General features: G+C 75.2%; 19 protein-coding genes. 10 read left to right on the top strand and 9 right to left on the bottom strand.

The window, feature by feature from the left end:
- Nucleotides 1-91: 91 nt before the first annotated feature.
- Nucleotides 92-1,963: an ABC transporter ATP-binding protein gene (locus tag CBZ_RS05340; RefSeq protein WP_218022714.1), complete on the bottom strand. Its 1,872-nt coding sequence runs from the start codon at nt 1,961-1,963 to the stop codon at nt 92-94.
- A 268-nt stretch (nt 1,964-2,231) separates the two neighbouring features.
- A complete protein-coding gene (locus CBZ_RS05345) occupies nt 2,232-2,507 on the bottom strand; it encodes an iron-sulfur cluster assembly accessory protein (protein ID WP_130780554.1) in 276 nt (91 codons plus the stop codon).
- 262 nt (nt 2,508-2,769) lie between these two features.
- Between CBZ_RS05345 and CBZ_RS05350 the strand changes: the two genes are divergently transcribed.
- Nucleotides 2,770-3,195: a nitroreductase family deazaflavin-dependent oxidoreductase gene (locus tag CBZ_RS05350; RefSeq protein ID WP_130780555.1), complete on the top strand. Its 426-nt coding sequence runs from the start codon at nt 2,770-2,772 to the stop codon at nt 3,193-3,195.
- 87 nt (nt 3,196-3,282) lie between these two features.
- On the opposite strand, the gene CBZ_RS05355 is transcribed toward CBZ_RS05350, so the two are convergent.
- Nucleotides 3,283-4,035, bottom strand: coding sequence for a M15 family metallopeptidase (locus CBZ_RS05355; protein WP_130780556.1), 753 nt, complete (start codon nt 4,033-4,035; stop codon nt 3,283-3,285).
- Nucleotides 4,036-4,100: 65 nt separating this feature from the next.
- On the opposite strand from CBZ_RS05355, the gene CBZ_RS05360 reads away from it, so the two are divergent.
- Complete coding sequence (locus CBZ_RS05360) at nt 4,101-4,670, top strand: hypothetical protein (RefSeq protein ID WP_130780557.1); 570 nt, start codon at nt 4,101-4,103, stop codon at nt 4,668-4,670.
- 93 nt (nt 4,671-4,763) lie between these two features.
- On the opposite strand, the gene CBZ_RS05365 is transcribed toward CBZ_RS05360, so the two are convergent.
- The gene (locus CBZ_RS05365; RefSeq protein WP_130780558.1) at nt 4,764-5,045 is read right to left on the bottom strand and encodes a hypothetical protein; all 282 of its coding nucleotides are present in this window, start codon (nt 5,043-5,045) and stop codon (nt 4,764-4,766) included.
- 98 nt (nt 5,046-5,143) lie between these two features.
- Between CBZ_RS05365 and CBZ_RS05370 the strand changes: the two genes are divergently transcribed.
- The 3 genes from CBZ_RS05370 (at nt 5,144) to helR (ending at nt 8,696) form a co-directional block, all read left to right on the top strand.
- A complete protein-coding gene (locus tag CBZ_RS05370; protein ID WP_130780559.1) occupies nt 5,144-5,926 on the top strand; it encodes an aldo/keto reductase in 783 nt (260 codons plus the stop codon).
- 7 nt (nt 5,927-5,933) lie between these two features.
- Nucleotides 5,934-6,422 carry an NUDIX hydrolase gene (locus tag CBZ_RS05375; RefSeq protein ID WP_130780560.1) on the top strand — a complete coding sequence of 163 codons (489 nt, stop codon included), beginning with the start codon at nt 5,934-5,936 and terminating at the stop codon, nt 6,420-6,422.
- 126 nt (nt 6,423-6,548) lie between these two features.
- A complete protein-coding gene (gene helR / locus CBZ_RS05380; protein WP_130780561.1) occupies nt 6,549-8,696 on the top strand; it encodes an RNA polymerase recycling motor ATPase HelR in 2,148 nt (715 codons plus the stop codon).
- Nucleotides 8,697-8,717: 21 nt separating this feature from the next.
- On the opposite strand, the gene CBZ_RS20755 is transcribed toward helR, so the two are convergent.
- Both CBZ_RS20755 and CBZ_RS05390 read right to left on the bottom strand, forming a co-directional pair.
- Entirely contained in the window at nt 8,718-8,981 is a 264-nt protein-coding gene (locus CBZ_RS20755) for a hypothetical protein (RefSeq protein WP_165446664.1), read from the bottom strand.
- Between the two features lie 172 nt (nt 8,982-9,153).
- Entirely contained in the window at nt 9,154-11,202 is a 2,049-nt protein-coding gene (locus tag CBZ_RS05390) for a pectate lyase family protein (protein ID WP_130780562.1), read from the bottom strand.
- 223 nt (nt 11,203-11,425) lie between these two features.
- Between CBZ_RS05390 and CBZ_RS05395 the strand changes: the two genes are divergently transcribed.
- From CBZ_RS05395 to CBZ_RS05410, 4 genes are all read left to right on the top strand, one after another.
- On the top strand, nt 11,426-12,250 hold the full coding sequence (locus tag CBZ_RS05395; RefSeq protein ID WP_165446665.1) for a CAP domain-containing protein: 825 nt from the start codon (nt 11,426-11,428) through the stop codon (nt 12,248-12,250).
- A gap of 89 nt (nt 12,251-12,339) precedes the next feature.
- On the top strand, nt 12,340-12,687 hold the full coding sequence (locus CBZ_RS05400) for a YciI family protein (protein ID WP_130780564.1): 348 nt from the start codon (nt 12,340-12,342) through the stop codon (nt 12,685-12,687).
- Between the two features lie 79 nt (nt 12,688-12,766).
- Entirely contained in the window at nt 12,767-13,327 is a 561-nt protein-coding gene (locus CBZ_RS05405) for an isochorismatase family protein (protein ID WP_130780565.1), read from the top strand.
- A gap of 161 nt (nt 13,328-13,488) precedes the next feature.
- Nucleotides 13,489-13,743, top strand: a complete 255-nt coding sequence (locus CBZ_RS05410; protein WP_130780566.1) for a hypothetical protein — start codon at nt 13,489-13,491, stop codon at nt 13,741-13,743.
- A 91-nt stretch (nt 13,744-13,834) separates the two neighbouring features.
- Here CBZ_RS05410 and CBZ_RS05415 read toward each other — a convergent pair whose 3' ends face one another.
- The 3 genes from CBZ_RS05415 to ligD all read right to left on the bottom strand — a co-directional run bounded on the left by CBZ_RS05415 (nt 13,835) and on the right by ligD (nt 16,255).
- Nucleotides 13,835-14,137: a PGPGW domain-containing protein gene (locus CBZ_RS05415; protein WP_130780567.1), complete on the bottom strand. Its 303-nt coding sequence runs from the start codon at nt 14,135-14,137 to the stop codon at nt 13,835-13,837.
- A 76-nt stretch (nt 14,138-14,213) separates the two neighbouring features.
- On the bottom strand, nt 14,214-14,624 hold the full coding sequence (locus CBZ_RS05420) for a CBS domain-containing protein (protein WP_307720745.1): 411 nt from the start codon (nt 14,622-14,624) through the stop codon (nt 14,214-14,216).
- Nucleotides 14,625-14,770: 146 nt separating this feature from the next.
- Complete coding sequence (gene ligD / locus CBZ_RS05425) at nt 14,771-16,255, bottom strand: non-homologous end-joining DNA ligase (RefSeq protein WP_130780569.1); 1,485 nt, start codon at nt 16,253-16,255, stop codon at nt 14,771-14,773.
- 164 nt (nt 16,256-16,419) lie between these two features.
- On the opposite strand from ligD, the gene CBZ_RS05430 reads away from it, so the two are divergent.
- The gene (locus tag CBZ_RS05430; protein ID WP_130780570.1) at nt 16,420-16,797 is read left to right on the top strand and encodes a hypothetical protein; all 378 of its coding nucleotides are present in this window, start codon (nt 16,420-16,422) and stop codon (nt 16,795-16,797) included.
- The last annotated feature ends 110 nt before the right edge of the window (nt 16,798-16,907 follow it).

Genomic DNA, 16,907 nt, shown 5'->3' on the forward strand with positions numbered 1-16,907 from the left:
GTCGTGACTTCCGCCCGAGGTCGTGACCTCCAGGTCACGACCTCGGCGCGAAGTCACGACCTCGGTGCGTGTCGGGCGGGCGCGGCGCGTGTCAGGCGGGCTGGGGTGCGCGCGGCGGGAGCTCGACGCCGATGCGCAGCGCCTCGACCAGGTCGCGGTAGAGGTCGTCGCTCGCGAGCAGCTCCTCGTGCGTGCCGCGCGCCCGGACCCGGCCCTCCTCCATCACGAGGATCGTGTCGGCGTCGATGACCGTCGAGAGGCGGTGCGCGACCGTCACGACCGCGCCCGTCGCCGCCGCCGACCGGATGCAGTCGTGCACGGCCGCCTCGGTCAGGCCGTCGACCTGCGCGGTCGCCTCGTCGAGCAGCAGCACCTCCGGAGAGCGCAGCAGCGCCCGCGCCAGGGCGATCCGCTGACGCTGCCCGCCCGAGACGGACGTGGACGTGAGCGACGTGTCGAGGCCGTCGGGCAGCGCGTCGAACGCGCCGTCGAGCCGGACCGCGCGCAGCACGTCGTCGACCTGCTCGGGCGTGGCGTGGGGCGCGCTGAACAGCAGGTTGTCCCGAATCGTGCCGGGCACGATCGGCGTCTCCTGCTCGACGTACGCGAACCGCTGCCGCAGCGCGTCGTGGCCGACCTGAGCGAACGGCACGCCGTCGAGCAGCAGCTCGCCGTCCTGGGGCTCCAGGAACCGCAGCAGCAGCGAGAAGATCGTCGTCTTGCCCGCGCCCGACGGTCCCACCAGGGCGGTGTGGCCGCGCCGTGGGACGGCGAACGACACGTCGCGGACCGCCGGCGGGTTGTCCGGCCCGTAGGCGGCGGTCACGCCGCGGAGCTCGACGACCGGTGTCGCGGCGTCGGGCGTACGGGTCAGGGGCGCGGGCGTCACGGGGGTGACCGGCGGCTCCTCGGTCTCCATGCTCGTCACCTCGCGGATGCGGGCGGCGGCCGCGATGCCGGACTGGAGCGTCGTGAACGACTGCGTGAGCTCCGTGATGGGGCCGACGATGTTGAACGCGTAGAGCAGGAACGCGACCAGGCTCGACACCGCGAGCAGCCCCTCGGACACGCGCCACGCGCCGAGCCCCAGGATGACGACGATCGCGAGCTGGATGCCGCCCCACGACACCGTCCACGCGACCGCGGTGGTCCGCACGGCCCGGACGGCGTGGTCGCGCGCGTCGCGGGCGTCGGCGAGGATCCGCTCGCCCTGCCGGCCCTCGGCACGGCTCGACTTGACGGTCCGGACCGCCCGGAGCGTGCCTTCGAGCGTCCCGCCGAGGTGGCCCATCGACTCCTGCGACGCCTGCTGCGCGGCCCCGATGCCCGGCAGCAGCACCGCCATGACGGCGCCGACCAGGATGATCGACGCGATCGTCGTGCTGAGCAGGACGAGGTCGAGCACGGCCATGAGCACGAGCGTCCCGACGAGCGCGATCGTGCCGTTGACCAGGCTGATGAGGCTCGACGACGCCGCCTCGCGCAGCAGCACGGTGTCGGACGTCGTGCGGGTCACGAGCTCGCCGACGGGGCGACGCGTCACGGCGGGGACCGTCGCCCGCAGGAAGTGCTCGACGAGCGAGCGGCGGGCGTCGTAGACGATCCCCTCGGCGACGGTGCCCATGAGGATCCACTGCGCGAGCCCGACGGCGGACCCGACGAGCAGCAGCCCGACGAGGACCGCGACGGGCGTGGCGAGGTCCTGCGACCCGGTGAGGGAGTCGAGGACCCACTTGGTGACCATGGGTGTCGCGAGCCCCATGGCGGTCGTGAGGAGGCCGAGGACGAGGCCGAGGGCCAGCGTGCGGCGGTGGGGGCGGGCGAACGCGAGCAGGATGCGCATGCGCTCGCCACGCGGGAGCGCGGTCTCGGGGGCGTCGGGCGTCGACGGTCCGGCGGGTGGTGGGCCGGACGTCGACGGCGCGTCGCCGGGGTCGACGGTGAGCGGGGTGTCGGTGGGCATGATGTCAACCTACGTTGACAGGCCGCCGAGGGTCAACGGTCAGACGGCGACGCGTCCTGCCCTCGCCACCGAGCCCGGACGCCGGACAGCGGGGCAGGAGTGACGCCTCCCGCCCCGCTGCCGGTGTCGGGCGGAGCCCTGTGCGGCGTCGTGCCCGCCGCACCGCCCGGGGACGGTCCCGGCGCGCTCCCGCGAAGGAGGGGGAAGCGAGGCGCACCGGGACCGGGCTCATGGGTCGCCGCGAGGGGACACCCTCACGGCACCACGGTCACTGCGGGACGAGCGTGAAGCTCGAGCCGCTCGCGGCGGGCTCGACGTCCAGGCGCTGGTCCGACAACGACAGCGACGTGCGCGGGTCGACGTACACGCGGGCGCCGGACTCGGCCACCACGTCGTCACCCGGGACGGGCTCGGGCACGAGCGCGAGCTCGAACCCTCCCGCGTCCTGCTCGGCGATGCGCAGACCACCCGTCTCGTCGGGCAGGCCGGCACGCTCGGTGAGGGTCCGGACGGCGGTGCGGGCGTTCTCGGTCAGGGTGAGCACGGCGGCTCCTCTCTTGCCGGGGAACACCGCTCCGGACGACTCCCGGAGCAGCGCTGCGGACCTCTCCACCGTGGACAGGTCCGGCGCGAGGAGGCAACTCGGGTCCCGCCCAGCGAGACCCGTGACGACACGCCGAGGCCCCGGGTGGCGGGCGTCGCGTCGCGCGCCTACCTTCTGCGCCCGCCCCGTCCCGTGCCCCTCCGCCTGCCCCTCCGCCGCGGGCGCGGCTGCCGCCCGACGCGGACCTCGGTACCGTCGCACCATGCCGATCCCCCACTGGGTGACGCGGGTCAACCGCGCCGTCACCAACCCGCTCATGGGGCTCGTCTCCGACCGCGTCCCCCCGCTCGCGACCCTGCACCACGTCGGCCGCACCTCCGGCCGCCGCTACCGGACGCCCGTCATGGCGTTCCGCACCCCCCGCGGCATGGTCATCGCCCTCACCTACGGTCCCGACGTGCAGTGGCTGCACAACATCGACGCCACGGGCGGCGCGCGCCTGGTGCGCGGCGGCCGCGTCCTCGTCCTCGACGACCCCGTCCGGCTGCGCGGCGACGCGGGCTCCCGCCTCGTCCCCGCACCCGTCCGCGCCGCGCTGCGGGCCCTGCACGTCGACGAGTTCGTCGAGCTCGCCGTCGTCGGCACCGTGCCCCGCCGCCACGGCCACGACCAGCACCCCGACGACTGAGGTCACCCGCCCCGGCCGCCGCCCGCATCCGCGGCACGACGCCGACAGCAGTCACCCGACGCCGCCGTCAGCCGCCCGACGCCGTGGTCAGCGCCCCGACACCGAGAAGTGCTGGTAGTCGACCGGCGACGCCCAGTCCCCACCCCAGTGCCACCCCGCCGCCGCGAACGCCTGCACGACCGCGTCGCCCTCCAGGATCACGCCCGGCCGGGCCGTCCGCTCGGCGAACTCCCGCCCCGCTGGCGGCGCCACGTGCCGCCCCCTCACGTACGGGTTCTCGACGGGGTTCACGTCGATCGCCCGCCCGTACGCGTGCTCCGACCACTCCGTCCCGCCCGTGATCGCCCGGCAGTTGAACGCGGAGGTGTTGTCCGCCGCCATCGACGCGTCGTCGTCGGCCCCGAAGTCGTCCACGAGCCGCATCGACCGGATCGGGTAGCCCGCGTCGAACAGCGCCCGGAAGACACCGACGATCCCGTCCGCGACGTCCGCGTGCACGACGAGCTCGCCCTGCACGACCTGCCCCTCGAACCCGTGGTGCGTCACCGTCACGTACCGCAGGTCCTCCAGCGGCACCGGGCATCCGGGCCGCCACGACGCCGCCATCCGCTCGACGAGGTCGGGCGTCAGGACGGCGACCGTCCCGACGAACGCCGACGTCGGCGTGGGCGTCGAGGTTGGCGTCGGCGCGACGGGACTCGGCGGCGCGCTCTTCGGCGACGGCACGGGCGCGACCGTGACGGTCGACGGCGTAGCGACGGGCACCGCCTCCGCCGAGCACGCCCCCACGAGCACCGCCGCCACCACGACGACCACCGACCCGCCCCTGAGCGCCCGCATCGGGCCAGTATCCGGCCAGGGTCGAGGCGTCCGACTCCTGAGCCGTTTCCTGCGACACTCACGAGGTGACGGGGTCGGAGCGGTCGGCGAGGCGCGTCGCGAACCCACCGGAGTGGTCCCGCGACGCGGCGACGGCGGCTGCCGCCTACCAGGAGCTGTGCCACCGACTCGGCCGGCGACTCATCGACGAGGAACGGGTCTCCGAGCACGGGCACCTCCACTGGGATGCCTACCGGCTGGCGATGGAGGACCCCTCGCTGCACCGTCTCCTGCTCGACGCGCTCCGCGGAGAACCTGACCAGGTCATGGCGCTGAGCCCCCTGTTCGGGTTCATCGAGGGCGACGACCCTGACCTCGCCCGCGCTGCGCTCGGCGTCCTCTCTCCCGGCAGCCGGGAACAGCTCGTGGTCGAACAGCGAGCGCTCGACGTCGCCCTCGTCCGGGCGGCGGCCGCCGGCGACGCCGACGCGCACGAGCCTGCCGACACCTGGAGCGCCTGGGCGCAACGTCGGGCGTGCCATACCGCGACCGATCTGCGCGTGCTCGACACCCTCGCCGCCACCGGGTTCTCCCGGCACGTGCGGGCGCAGGCCCGGGAGCGCGCCAGGCGTCGTCGGCGCGCCGCGGACGGTTGATGCTCCGAGAGCCTCCGGGCGCCCCCGTCGCCAGACCTGCCGTCGAACGCCCTGGGTGACTCGCTCTCGGTCGCCCCGCGGTACGCGATCTCCCTACACCCGCCCCCGGCGCTCGACCGTGATCCCCACGGACACCGTGCTCCCCGCCCAGAGCGCCACGTCGTGGCACCCCTCGGCGCAGTGCATGCCGCACGTCGGGCAGACCCACAGGGTGTGGTGCCGGTCGATCGTGCACCCGCACGTGACGAACCGCTCCGACGGCCGTCCGGGCCCACTGGTGGTCCAGCGGTGGCCCGCGGGGCACGCCGGGGGCGGCACGCGCATCCAGCCGCGTGGCGTCCGCTGCCACTTCGACCAGTCGACCTCGCGCACCATCGAACAAGTGTACGAACGCATGGACGTCCGCGGCGACCGCCCGACCGGGTGAGGACCGCCCGCGCGCGTCGCCCGGGGCCGCGGGTGAGGATGGACGCATGACCACCCCCACGACCCCCACCCTGGCGCTGCCCGGCGGCGCCATCCCCGTCCTCGGCCTCGGCACCTGGCAGTCGGAGGGCGGTGACGCGGAGCGCGCGGTGAGCGCGGCGCTGCAGCTCGGCTACCGGCACGTCGACACCGCCACGGGCTACGGCAACGAGGCCGAGGTCGGCCGTGCGCTCGCGACGGTCGGGATCGACCGCGGCGACGTGTTCGTCACGACGAAGCTCCCTCCGGACCACGCGGGCCGTGAGCGGCAGACACTCATGGAGTCGCTCGCCGCGCTCGGGACGGACCACCTGGACCTGTGGCTGGTGCACTGGCCGCCGAACAAGCAGGCGACGCCGAGCACGTGGCGCGAGTTCGTCAAGGCACGCGACGAGGGCCTGGTGCGGTCCATCGGGGTGTCGAACTACTCGATCGCGCAGATCGACGAGCTCATCGAGGCGACCGGTGAGGCGCCGGCCGTCAACCAGATCCCGTACAGCCCCGTCGACCACGACCCGGCGCTGCTGGCGGCGCACCGCGAGCGTGGCGTGGTCGTCGAGGGGTACAGCCCGCTCAAGCGCACCGACCTGGACGCCCCTGCGATCGCGGGGGCGGCCCGGGCGCACGGCGTGACGCCCGCACAGGTCGTGCTGCGGTGGCACGTGCAGCACGACGTCGTCGTCATCCCGAAGTCGGTCAAGCAGCACCGTCTGGAGGAGAACCTGGGCGCGCTGGGCTTCGAGCTGTCGGCCGACGAGGTCGCCGCGATCGACGCGCTCGGCAAGGGCTGACCGACCCGTGACGGGCCGCACCAGTGCCGGGCTGCTCCTCTACCGCCGCACCGACGACGGGGTCGAGGTGCTCCTCGGGCACATGGGCGGCCCGTTCTGGGCGCGCAAGCACGAGCGCGCGTGGTCGGTGCCGAAGGGCGAGCCGGACCCCGGCGAGGAGGACCTGCACGCGGTCGCGGAGCGGGAGTTCACCGAGGAGCTGGGATCGCCGCCGCCACGGGCGGACGTCGCGGACCTCGACCTCGGGTCGGTCCGGCAGAGCGGCGGCAAGGTCGTGCGCGTGTGGGCTCGTGAGGGGGCGTTCGACGAGTCGTCGGTGCGGAGCAACCTCGTCGAGGTCGAGTGGCCGCCGCGGTCCGGGCGGACGCTGTCGGTACCCGAGGTCGACCGGGCCGCCTGGTTCGGTCCGGACGAGGCGCGGACGGTCGTCGTCGCGGCGCAGTCGGCGTTCGTCGACCGGCTCGTGCAGATGCTGGACGACGCCGACGGAGCCTGACTGCTGCCGGGTGGGTGACGGCCGCCGGGCACGAAGAAGGAGGGGCGCTCGTCCCCTCCTTCTTCAACTTATAGAGCACAGGGGGTCTTGCGGCAAGGCCCCCGTCGCGGAGAAGAATCCCGGCCCATGCCTTCCGTCACGACCGCGTTCGACCTCCCCCAGCACCTCGCCGCCAAGGCCGACCCGGCGCTCGTCGCGTCCGACGAGCGGCACTTCGCGGACATCGCGGCGACCCTCGAACGGACCGTCGCGGACCTCACCGAGCGCCTGGACGTCGCGCGCCGGTCACCCGGCCGCTCGGGCGAGCAGGCCCTGGAGCGCGACCAGGAGGTGCACCGCCTGACGGCGCGGCTGCGCACGCTGCGCCGCTTCGGCCTGGACCTGTGCCTGGGCCGGATCGTCCCCGCGGACGGGTCGCCGCCGGTGTACGTCGGGCGTCTGGGCCTGTCGGACGGTGCGGACCGCCGGCTGCTGGTCGACTGGCGCTCGCCGGTCGCCGAGCCGTTCTTCGCCGCGACGCACGCCGACCCCATGGGCCTGGCGAGCCGTCGCCGGTACCGGTGGACCGCGGGCCGGGTCGGCGACTACTGGGACGAGGTGTTCACGCCCGACGGCCTCGAGGGCAACGCGGCGCTGGACGACCAGTCGGCGTTCGTCGCGAGCCTCGGCGCGAGCCGGTCGCCGCGGATGCGGGACGTCCTGTCGACGATCGCGGCCGACCAGGACGCCGTGGTCCGCGCGGGGGCCGACGGCGCGCTCGTGGTCGACGGCGGCCCGGGCACGGGCAAGACGGTCGTCGCGCTGCACCGCACCGCGTACCTGCTGTACGCCGACCCGCGGCTCGGGCACCGCCGCGGCGGCGTGCTGTTCGTCGGCCCGCACCGCCCCTACCTGGACTACGTCGAGGACGTGCTGCCCAGCCTCGGCGAGGAGGGCGTGCGGACGTGCACGCTGCGCGACCTCGTGCCCGAGGGGGCGACGGCGGGCGTCGAGACCGATCCCGAGGTCGCGCGGCTCAAGGCGACGGCGGCGATGGTCGCCGCCGTCGAGCCCGCGGTCCGGTTCTCCGAGCGCCCGCCGACGCAGGGCCTGGAGGTCTCCACGCCGTGGGCGGACACGTGGGTCAGCCCCGGCGACTGGGCGGAGGCGTTCGACGCGCCCGAGCCGGGGACGCCGCACAACGAGGCGCGCGACCAGGTCCGCGACGCGCTCGTGGAGATCCTCGTCGACAAGGTCGAGGACGACGACGTCGACCGCGGCGCGCTGCGGCAGGCGCTGCTGCGGGACCGCGACCTGGTCACGGCACTGAACCGTGCGTGGCCGCTGCTCGAGCCCGCCGACCTCGTCGCCGACCTGTTGTCCGTGCCCGCCTACCTGCGCCTGTGCGCGCCGTGGCTGACGCCCGACCAGGTCGCGCTGCTGCAGCGCGACGACCCGCGGGCGTGGACGGTGTCCGACCTGCCCCTGCTCGACGCGGCCCGGCAGCGGCTCGGCGACCCGGAGGCGTCCCGACGCCGCAGCCGGCACGAGGCGACGCTCGCGGCGGAGCGGCAGTACATGGACCGGGTCGTCGACGACCTGGTCGCCAACGACGACACCGAGCTCGGGCTCATGCAGATGCTGCGCGGGCAGGACCTGCGCGACGCCCTGGTCGACAGCTCGGCACTCCCCAGGCCCGACCCGGACGCGCTCGCCGGCCCGTTCGCGCACGTCGTCGTCGACGAGGCGCAGGAGCTCACGGACGCCGAGTGGCGCATGGTCCTGCGGCGCTGCCCGTCGAGGAGCCTGACGGTCGTCGGCGACCGCGCCCAGGCACGGCACGGGTTCACGGAGTCGTGGCGGGAGCGGCTGGAGCGGGTCGGCGTCGACCGCCTGAGCCTGGCGTCACTGAGCATCAACTACCGGACGCCCCGGGAGGTCATGGCGGAGGCCGAGCCGGTCGTCCGCGCCGCCGTGCCCGACGCGAACGTGCCGACGTCGATCCGCAGCACGGGCGTCCCGGTCCTGCACGGCCCGGCGTCGGACCTCGGGCGGGTCCTCGACGACTGGCTCGCCTCCCACACCGAGGGGATCGCGTGCGTCATCGGCGACCCCGCGTTCGCGGGGACGTCGCGGGTCCGGTCGCTGACCCCGACGCTCGCGAAGGGGCTCGAGTTCGACCTGGTCGTGCTCGTCGACCCGCAGGCGTTCGGCGAGGGCGTCGAGGGGGCCGTCGACCGCTACGTCGCGATGACGCGCGCCACGCAGCGGCTCGTGGTGCTGACGACGGGCTGACGGCGGGCTGACGGCGGGCCGTCAACCGGTGTGGTCGAGCCCCGCCTCGGCCGTCACCGGCGGGAGTGTGTCGTGCAGGACCCGGCCGAGGTCCCGGGCGCACGTCCCGAGCACGTAGCCCGCGAGGGCGAGGGCCATGGCGACGCCGATGACGACGCCCTTGAGGACCAGCCCGGGAGCGACGACCGCCCCGTAGACCGACGGGACGACGAGCAGGAGCGAGACGTACGCGCCCGTCCACATGCCGTCGCGGCGCTGCTCGAGGTCCTCGCGCATCGCGGACATGGCCTCCACCTCCGGTGGCTCCCGGGACCGGCCTCCGTCGAACGGCCCCGCCGTCCGAACCCTAGGGCCCGGACGGCGGGGAGGGCGGGGACGATGGTCCCCGGACGCGCGTGTCGTGCCTGGTCAGGGCAGCTCGGCACGAGTCACCCGAGGACCGGTGCCGACCCGCGCCTCAGCGCCGCACGACGACCGTGAGCGGTGCGGTCGGGGTCGTCCCGGCCGCGTTCGAGAGCTCGGCGGTGAAGACGTACGTGCCGGGCGCCAGGCCGGTCACGTCCGTGGACGCCCGCTGGGCGAGCGGCGTGGCCGCCGTGAGCGCCTGCCGGTCGACCTCGACGCCGTCGCGGTACAGCACGTACGTGTCGGCGTTGGTGCCCCACCACAGGCTCGCGGTGACGGTGAACGTGCCGTCCCCGTCACGGTTGTCGTGCCGCAGCACGGCCTTCGCGGGGTTGGCGTCGCGGACCTGCACGGTGAGCGGCGCCGACGTCGACGTGCCCCACGGGTTGAGGACCTCGACGACGTACACGTGCTCCCCGTTGGTCCGGCCGGTCACGTCGAACGCGACCTGCTGACGACCCGGCGACGTGCCCTCGAGCCACGCGGCGTCGACGAGGACGCCGTCCTCGTAGAGCTTGGCGACGGTGCCGTTGCTCCCCCACCACAGCGTGGCGGTCACGGTGTAGGCGCCGTCGTGCAGGCCCGTGTCCCAGCCGTTGTCGTGCGACAGCCGGAACGTGCCGGGCTCCCGGTCGGACGCGGGCGACCCGGACGGCAGCACCCCGGCACCGGCCTGCGCCCGGACCGTGGCGGCGACCTCGGCGGCGGGCTGCGGACGGGACGAGTAGGCGGCGGCCGGGTCCCACCGGACGTCGGCGGACAGCGGTGCGGCGGCGGTCGCGTTGTAGGCGGCGAGCACGTCGAACGGCGCACCGTTCACGAGCGAGCCCGTGATCTTCGCCTGCGTCCCGCCCCAGCCGGCGAGGATCTTCGCCGGGTCGGTCGCGGGCAGCAGCTCGAAGACGTTCTCCTCCGCGACGACGCTGCTCTCGCGCCCGGCCCCGAGGTAGTACTGGAACCCGACGCCGTCCGGGTAGAGCGCGGCCTTCGTCTGCTCGTAGAGCTCGTTGTAGACGTGCACGTCGCCGTACCGCACGCGCGGGGCGCGCTGGCCGATGTCGATCCAGTGGTTGTGGTGGTACGTGACCCGGTGCTGGCCGCGGTCCTGCGTGCGGGAGTCGGACGACCCGACGAGCGACGTCTTGTCGTGCTCGTCGAGCACGTTGTGCGACACCGTGACGAGGTCCGAGCCGTGCGTGATGTCGATCAGCCCGTCGTGGACCTCGAACGGCCGCCCGTAGACGGTGTCGAGCGTGGCCGGCGGGTGGGCGCCGTCGTCGAACGTGTTGTGGTCGACCCACACGCTCGTCGAGGTCCACACGGACACGTTGTCGTAGGCCGAGTTCCAGTTGCCGCCCGAGTCGTTCGCGTCCCACTGCGGGAAGCAGTCGTAGGCGTCGGACAGCGTGAGGTTGCGCAGGATCACGTTGCTCGCGTCGCGGACGCGCAGCGAGCCGCCGACGATCGTGGCGTCGTCCCCGACGCCGACGATCGTCACGTTCGAGCCGACGTGCTGGAGCGTCTGCGCCGCCTGCAGCGCGGCCGCCGCCACGCGGGCGGTCTCGAGCGGGCCGGACGGGTCGATGCCGGGGCCGAACGCGGCGATGTAGTCGCTCATCGCGAAGGGCGCCCCGGTGCCCTCGACGGTGACCTGGCTCTGCAGGTCCTCGCAGGTGGTGCGGGTCCCGTCGGGCCGCTCCCAGGCGTCGATCGTGCCGCGGACGTAGACGACCCGGGGCACGGTGTTGCGGCGCGCGTCGGTCTGCGAGCCGCCGGGCTTGCCCGCGAGGGCGTCGCGCAGCTCCTGCCAGGTGTCGACGACGTAGACCTCGCGCGGCCCGGCGGCGGCACCGCCGGTGGTGGGGGCCGCGGTGCGGGCGACGCCCTCGGGCCGGGTGACGCCCGACCAGGACGCCCACCCGTCGCCGGGTGCGATCACCTCGCGGCCGAGGTCCCGGGCGGGGGCCGTGGTGGGTGACGGCGAGGGGCCAGGGCCGGCCGTCGCGGGCAGCGCGCCGACGACGCCCAGGGCGGCCGTGAGGGCGACGGCGGCGACCGCGGCGACGGCGGTCGGCGGGTGGACGAGGACCGTGGTGCGCATGAGACTCCTTCGTCTCGGGACGCCGGTGGAGTGGTGACCTCGGTCGTGAGAAACCGGTTTCTCACGATGCACGCACAACGTCCCACACCGGAATGGAAAGCGCAATCCCCGACGGAGGCGGCAGACCGGGACGATCCGCCGCCCTCCGGCCGCGTCCACGCAGGTGGACACGCGACCTGCTCGAGGGTGCGCGACAAGGTCACGGTCCGATAACGTCTGCGCCGTGACACCCACTTCTCCCGCCCCCCGTCGCCGTGACCTGCGACGTCGGGAGAAGGCCCGCCGCCCCCGCCGGCGCCGTCGCCTGGTCGTCGAGACCCTCGTCGTGACCGCCGGCCTCGCCGCCGCCGCGATCGCCGCACCGCAGTACCTCGGGTCGCCCGCCACGACCCGCGACAGCGACGCCGTCCGCGCCGCCGCCGAGCTCGACACCCGGCAGGCGCAGGCCGCGAGCCGCTCCGGCAGCCGGGGCGCGACGCCCGAGGCGTCGTCCTCCCCCACCGTCACCACGGCCGCCGAACCGACCCCCACCGCGACGCCGACGCCGGACGCCGGGACGGGCACCGGCGACGACACCGCGGCGGGGTCCGGCACGGGTGCCGGCTCGGGTGCCGGCTCGGCCGGCCAGCCCGCCCCGCAGCCCGCCACGACCGACCCGGTCCCGGCACCCGCACCGGCCGCCACCGCACCACAGCCCGCCGACGTCGAGATCGTCACGCTCGGCAACGCCGCCCGCCGCGCCGCCGGCCTGGGCGACCTCGCCGTGTCCGCGTGCGCGCAGGAGCAGGCGCTCGCCCGCGCGTCCCTGCTGGTCGCCGAGGGCCGCTTCGAGCACGACCCGCTCGAGCCCATCCTCGCGGCGTGCGGCGGGCGGACCGTCGGCGAGAACCTGGCCGTCGGCTACCCGACCGCACAGGCCACGGTCGACGCCTGGCTCGCCTCGCCCGGTCACCGGGCCAACCTGCTGTCGCCGAACTTCACCTCGATCGGCGTCGCGTGCGTCGACGGCCCGCGCGGGCCGCTGTGCGCGCAGGTGTTCCTGGGCTGACGCGCACCCCCTGTCGATCCGGGGGCTGCTCGCGCGTCATGAGGACGACGGGCAGGCTCGGCCCGTCCCACCCGACAGGAGGAACCCCCATGGCTCAGCGCTACGTCCTGCTGCTCCGCGGCGACGAGGCCATGTGGGAGGCCGCCGACGCCGCGGCGCAGGCCGCCGCGTACGTCGACCACGAGGCCTTCGCGGCCGCGTGCGCCGAACGCGGTCACACCGTCGTCGGCGGCGAGGAGCTCCAGCCCGCGGGGACCGCGCTGGTCGTGCGGCTCGGCGACGACGGCGTCGTCGTCGCGGACGGCCCGTACGCGGAGACCGTCGAGCAGCTCGGCGGCTACTACGTGATCGAGACCGACGACGTGCAGGACCTCGCCCGACTCGTGCGCACCATCATGTGGCCCGGCGACGTCGTGGAGATCCGACCGACCACGTGACGCCCGATCCGGGCGTCACGGATTTTCCCCCGGAGTGCCGATTTCCCTCCAGCAGGGGACGTGATGGACAATCGGCAGCATGTATGGGAGCGCTACCACGCGGACGGCGGTCCTCCTCGTCGACCTCCAGGTCGGAGTCCTCGGCGACTGCGTCGACGTCGAGGGCGTCGTGACCCGCACCGCCGCCCTCGCCGAGCGGGCCCGCACCGAGGACGCCCCGGTCGTCTGGATCCAGGACGACCAGGACTTCGCCCGCGACACCGCCGGGTGGGACCTGCACCCCGCGCTCGTCCCGCTCCCCGGCGAGGCACGCGTCCACAAGTCGTACCGCGACGCGCTCGCCGGCAGCGACCTCCCGTCCGTCCTGGCCCGCACCGGGGTGACCCACCTCGTCATCGCCGGGGCGCAGTCCGACTACTGCGTCCGCACGCTCGGGCAGTCCGCGGCCGCCGCCGGGTACGACGTCACGCTCGTGTCCGACTGCCACACCACGCGCAGCGCACGCCTCGCGGGCACATGGGTCGGCGGCGAGCAGATCGTCGCGCACGTCAACGCGTACTTCAGCGGTCTGCGCTACCCCGGGCAGCGGTTCGCGGCCGTCCCGCACGACGAGGTCGTGCTGACCTCCGTGACCGTCTGACCGGCCCGACGACCATGGCCTCGCACCGTTCACCCGCGCGCATCGTCCGCGCCGTCCCGCCGCCCGCTCCTTCCTCGCAGGGCGGCACGCCCACCGCGTGGCACCCCGGCGATGTCAGAGGTCGGGACGACGATGGTGGACGTGAGGCGAAGGAGCCGACCATGACGCAGCCGGACGAGCACGACCTCGACCGCGAGGTCCTGGAGGCCCTGCGCGCCGAGCTCGCGGGGGCCAGCTGGTTCCAGGTCGCGGCCACCACCGCCCGCGCGCACCGGGACCTCGAGCAGTCGCCCGCCGGTCCTGCCCGTCGGGCCGCCGAGCGGCGCTACCAGGCGCTGCGCCACCTGCTCGACAGCCGCACCGACGACCTGTGCGCCCACCCGGTGTACGGGGGCGTCGACCACCCCGCACGCTGAACGGGCCGCGAGGCCGCCAGCCGGTCTGACGCCGGGCGGACCGCGACGTCGTCAGAGGGCGGGCGGCGGGCCGGCCGGATCCGTCCCGAGGTCAGCGGCGGCGCTGCAGGGCGTCGCGGCCCTTGTCGACGCCCGCCTTCGCGGCCGCCTTGCTGCGGTCCAGCACACGCCGTGCCCACACGAACTCCGACGCGAGGATCGCCAGGCCGGCGAGGATCGCCAGGATGCCCGGGCCGGGCAGGACGAGCATCGCGACACCCGCGAGCACCACGGCACCGCCGACGCACGCGACCGCGACGACCCGCACGGGCCGGGGCAGGCTGCGCACGGCGGTCGTCACGCGGCCGAGCCGCTCGGACCAGCCCGCGCGCACGGGCGCCGCATCGTTCGTCATCCGTTCACGGTACGTGACGGGTCGTCGGGGGCGCACCCGGGTCCACCCGCGTGGCGCTCCTGGCGACTCCCGCGGGTCAGGACGTGGCGGGTGCCTGCGAGATCGCGCCGAGCACCGACCCGGCGTCCTGGCGGACCGCCAGGTCCCCCAGGGACACGATGCCGACGACCTCCCCGCCGCTCACCACGGGCAGGCGCCGGACCGCGTGCGTGGCCATGAGCTGCGCCGCGGTCTGCACGTCGTCGTCGGGGCCGACGACGACCGGGGCGCCCGTGCACACCTGGCCGACCGGGTCCTGCGGCACGCCGCCCACGGCCAGCACGCGGACGACCAGGTCGCGGTCCGTGACGATGCCGACGAGGCGGCCCTGCTCGACGACGACCAGGTCGCCGACGTCGTGCTCGCGCATGAGGTCGGCCGCCTCACGGACGGTCGTCGTGGTCTCGACGGACAAGGGGGCGGGGATCAGGACGTCGGAGACGTGCACGATGGGCTCCTCCGGTCACGCGGGCCGTCGACGTCGACGGACCGGCGTGCGGGCGGGCGCTGCTCCGCACCCGTGGCGCGGCACGTCGCCGCGCACCGCCATCGTGCCGCCGTCCCGGCGGTGGCGCACGCCCGGCGGTGGCGGGGTCACGCCTCGACGCGGACCTGCGTGGGGTCCTTGTCCGGGCGCAGGCCGCGCCACGACGGGTGCCGCAGCCGCCGGTCCGACGTCCACTCCGCGAACGCGACCTCGCCGACGAGGTCGGGGCGGACCCACTGGACGTCGCGGGTCTCCGGCGCGGGCAGGCGGTCGACGAACGGCGACGACGTCGTCCGCAGCGGCGTGAGGCGTCGCAGCAGGTCGTCGAGGGCGCGGCGCGTGAAGCCCGTGCCGACCGAGCCCGCGGGGCGCAGCACGCCGTCGTCGTCCGGCACCCCGAGCACCAGGGAGCCGAGGGTGTCGGCGCGCGCGCCCTTGCCGGGCTTCCACCCGACGAGCACGACCTCCTGCATCCGCACGTGCTTGACCTTGACCCAGTCCGGCGAGCGGCGGCCCGGGCGGTAGGTCGACGACCGGCGCTTCGCGAGGACGCCCTCGAGCCCGTTCTCACGGCTGGCCGCCAGCACAGCCGCACCGGGGCCGTCGAACGACGGTGGCGTCTGCCACGAGCGGCCCGCGAGGCCGAGGCCGTCGAGCAGGCGGCGTCGCTCGTCGTACGGCAGGTCGAGCGTGGGGCGCCCGTCGAGATGCAGGACGTCGAACACCAGGTAGACGACGGGCACGGACTGCGCGAGGCGGCGGGCGACGGCCGGGTCGGCGACGTGCATCCGCTGCTGCAGGCGACCGAAGTCGGGCGCGCCGCGCGCGTCGAACGTCACGAGCTCGCCGTCGAGCACCGCCTGCACCGCGCCCAGCTGCTCGCCGAGGCCCGCGACCTCCGGGTACGAGCGCGTCACGTCCAGGTCGTTGCGGGACATCAGCCGGACGCGGCCCCCGTCGACGTACGCGACGGCACGGACGCCGTCCCACTTCATCTCGAACGCCCACGCGTCGTCGTCGGTGGGCAGCTCACCCAGGACCGCGGCCATGGGGCGAACGAGGTCGGGCAGCGGCGCCCAGTCGGCGCGCGTCGGCGGGTCCATGCGGTGCACCATCCAGCTCCGGCCGTCGTCGGCCGCGCCACCACCCCGGCCGCGCGTGCGGAACAGCACGTAGCGGCCGTCGACGCGCTCCCCGTGCAGGACCACCTGCACCTCACGGTCGGACCACTTGAGCGTCTCGTACGTGCCGCGGTCCCAGATCGACATCTGCCCGCCGCCGTACTCGCCCGCGGCGATCTCCCCCTCGAACGTCGCGTACTCCATCGGGTGGTCCTCGGTGTGCACCGCGAGGTGGTTCGTACCGGGCTCCTGCGGCAGACCCTTGGGGACGGCCCACGAGACCAGCACGCCGTCGCGCTCCAGGCGCAGGTCCCAGTGCAGCGCGCGGGCGTGGTGCTCCTGCACGACGAACGTCCGGCCGTCGCCCGCGGGCAGCGGCGCGTCCGCGGACGGGACGGGCTCGCGCGTGCGCGACGGGTCCCGCTTGGCGCGGTACTCGTCGAGCGGCTGCTGCGGCCGGCGGGCGGGCATGGTGCGAGTGTCCCGCCGCGCGCCGGGCACAGCACGGCGTCGGCCCGCCGGGCGCCGAGGCACGGGCCCGACGGACCTCGGCCCGACAGGCCTGCGGGCAGGCTTCACCCGGTCGCGGGCGCCGATCGGCTCAGAACCGGGCCTCGGCACCCGATCCGACAGGTGTGGAGGCCAACGGAGGACACACACGGGCGGCGCACCCCGCCCCGGACGCGAGCGAGCTGCGACGCTGGCTCGAGTCGCACGTGTTCGCGGGCAGCGAGCGCGTGCACGACCTGGCCTGCCCCGGCTGCGGGGACCGGCCCACGAACGTCGTCGTCGTGACGTTCTCCCGCACCTCGCACGCCGAGCCGGCGTACTGGTGCGACGCGTGCCGCACGACGCTGGCACCCGTCGGGGCGGAGCGCACGACGGCCCGACCGGCGACGCCGCCCGCGCTGCCGAGCCCGCGGCCCGCCCCGGACGCGGCGCTCGGGACCACCCGCGGCACCACCGGCACCGGCTCGCCCGCACGCTCGCTCGCGCACCCGCGCAGCGCCTGACCCCACCGGACGTCGTCGGACCCGACGGACGGCGGCCCGACCCGCCGAGCCCAAGCCCGCAAGGGTGCCCCGGCCCGCAAGCGTGTCCCGGCCCGCAAGGGTGTCCCGGC

The sequence above is a fragment of the Cellulomonas biazotea genome (assembly GCF_004306155.1).
In the GTDB taxonomy this organism is placed as follows: Bacteria; Actinomycetota; Actinomycetes; order Actinomycetales; family Cellulomonadaceae; genus Cellulomonas; species Cellulomonas biazotea.

Bases quoted from the DNA above. Each gene is read 5' to 3' on its own strand.
- CBZ_RS05340 (WP_218022714.1), bottom strand. From the start codon at position 1,963: ATGCCCACCGACACCCCGCTCACCGTCGACCCCGGCGACGCGCCGTCG.
- CBZ_RS05350 (WP_130780555.1), top strand. From the start codon at position 2,770: ATGCCGATCCCCCACTGGGTGACGCGGGTCAACCGCGCCGTCACCAAC.
- CBZ_RS05355 (WP_130780556.1), bottom strand. From the start codon at position 4,035: ATGCGGGCGCTCAGGGGCGGGTCGGTGGTCGTCGTGGTGGCGGCGGTG.
- CBZ_RS05365 (WP_130780558.1), bottom strand. From the start codon at position 5,045: ATGGTGCGCGAGGTCGACTGGTCGAAGTGGCAGCGGACGCCACGCGGC.
- CBZ_RS05370 (WP_130780559.1), top strand. From the start codon at position 5,144: ATGACCACCCCCACGACCCCCACCCTGGCGCTGCCCGGCGGCGCCATC.
- helR (WP_130780561.1), top strand. From the start codon at position 6,549: ATGCCTTCCGTCACGACCGCGTTCGACCTCCCCCAGCACCTCGCCGCC.
- CBZ_RS20755 (WP_165446664.1), bottom strand. From the start codon at position 8,981: ATGTCCGCGATGCGCGAGGACCTCGAGCAGCGCCGCGACGGCATGTGG.
- CBZ_RS05390 (WP_130780562.1), bottom strand. From the start codon at position 11,202: ATGCGCACCACGGTCCTCGTCCACCCGCCGACCGCCGTCGCCGCGGTC.
- CBZ_RS05400 (WP_130780564.1), top strand. From the start codon at position 12,340: ATGGCTCAGCGCTACGTCCTGCTGCTCCGCGGCGACGAGGCCATGTGG.
- CBZ_RS05405 (WP_130780565.1), top strand. From the start codon at position 12,767: ATGTATGGGAGCGCTACCACGCGGACGGCGGTCCTCCTCGTCGACCTC.
- CBZ_RS05410 (WP_130780566.1), top strand. From the start codon at position 13,489: ATGACGCAGCCGGACGAGCACGACCTCGACCGCGAGGTCCTGGAGGCC.
- CBZ_RS05415 (WP_130780567.1), bottom strand. From the start codon at position 14,137: ATGACGAACGATGCGGCGCCCGTGCGCGCGGGCTGGTCCGAGCGGCTC.
- ligD (WP_130780569.1), bottom strand. From the start codon at position 16,255: ATGCCCGCCCGCCGGCCGCAGCAGCCGCTCGACGAGTACCGCGCCAAG.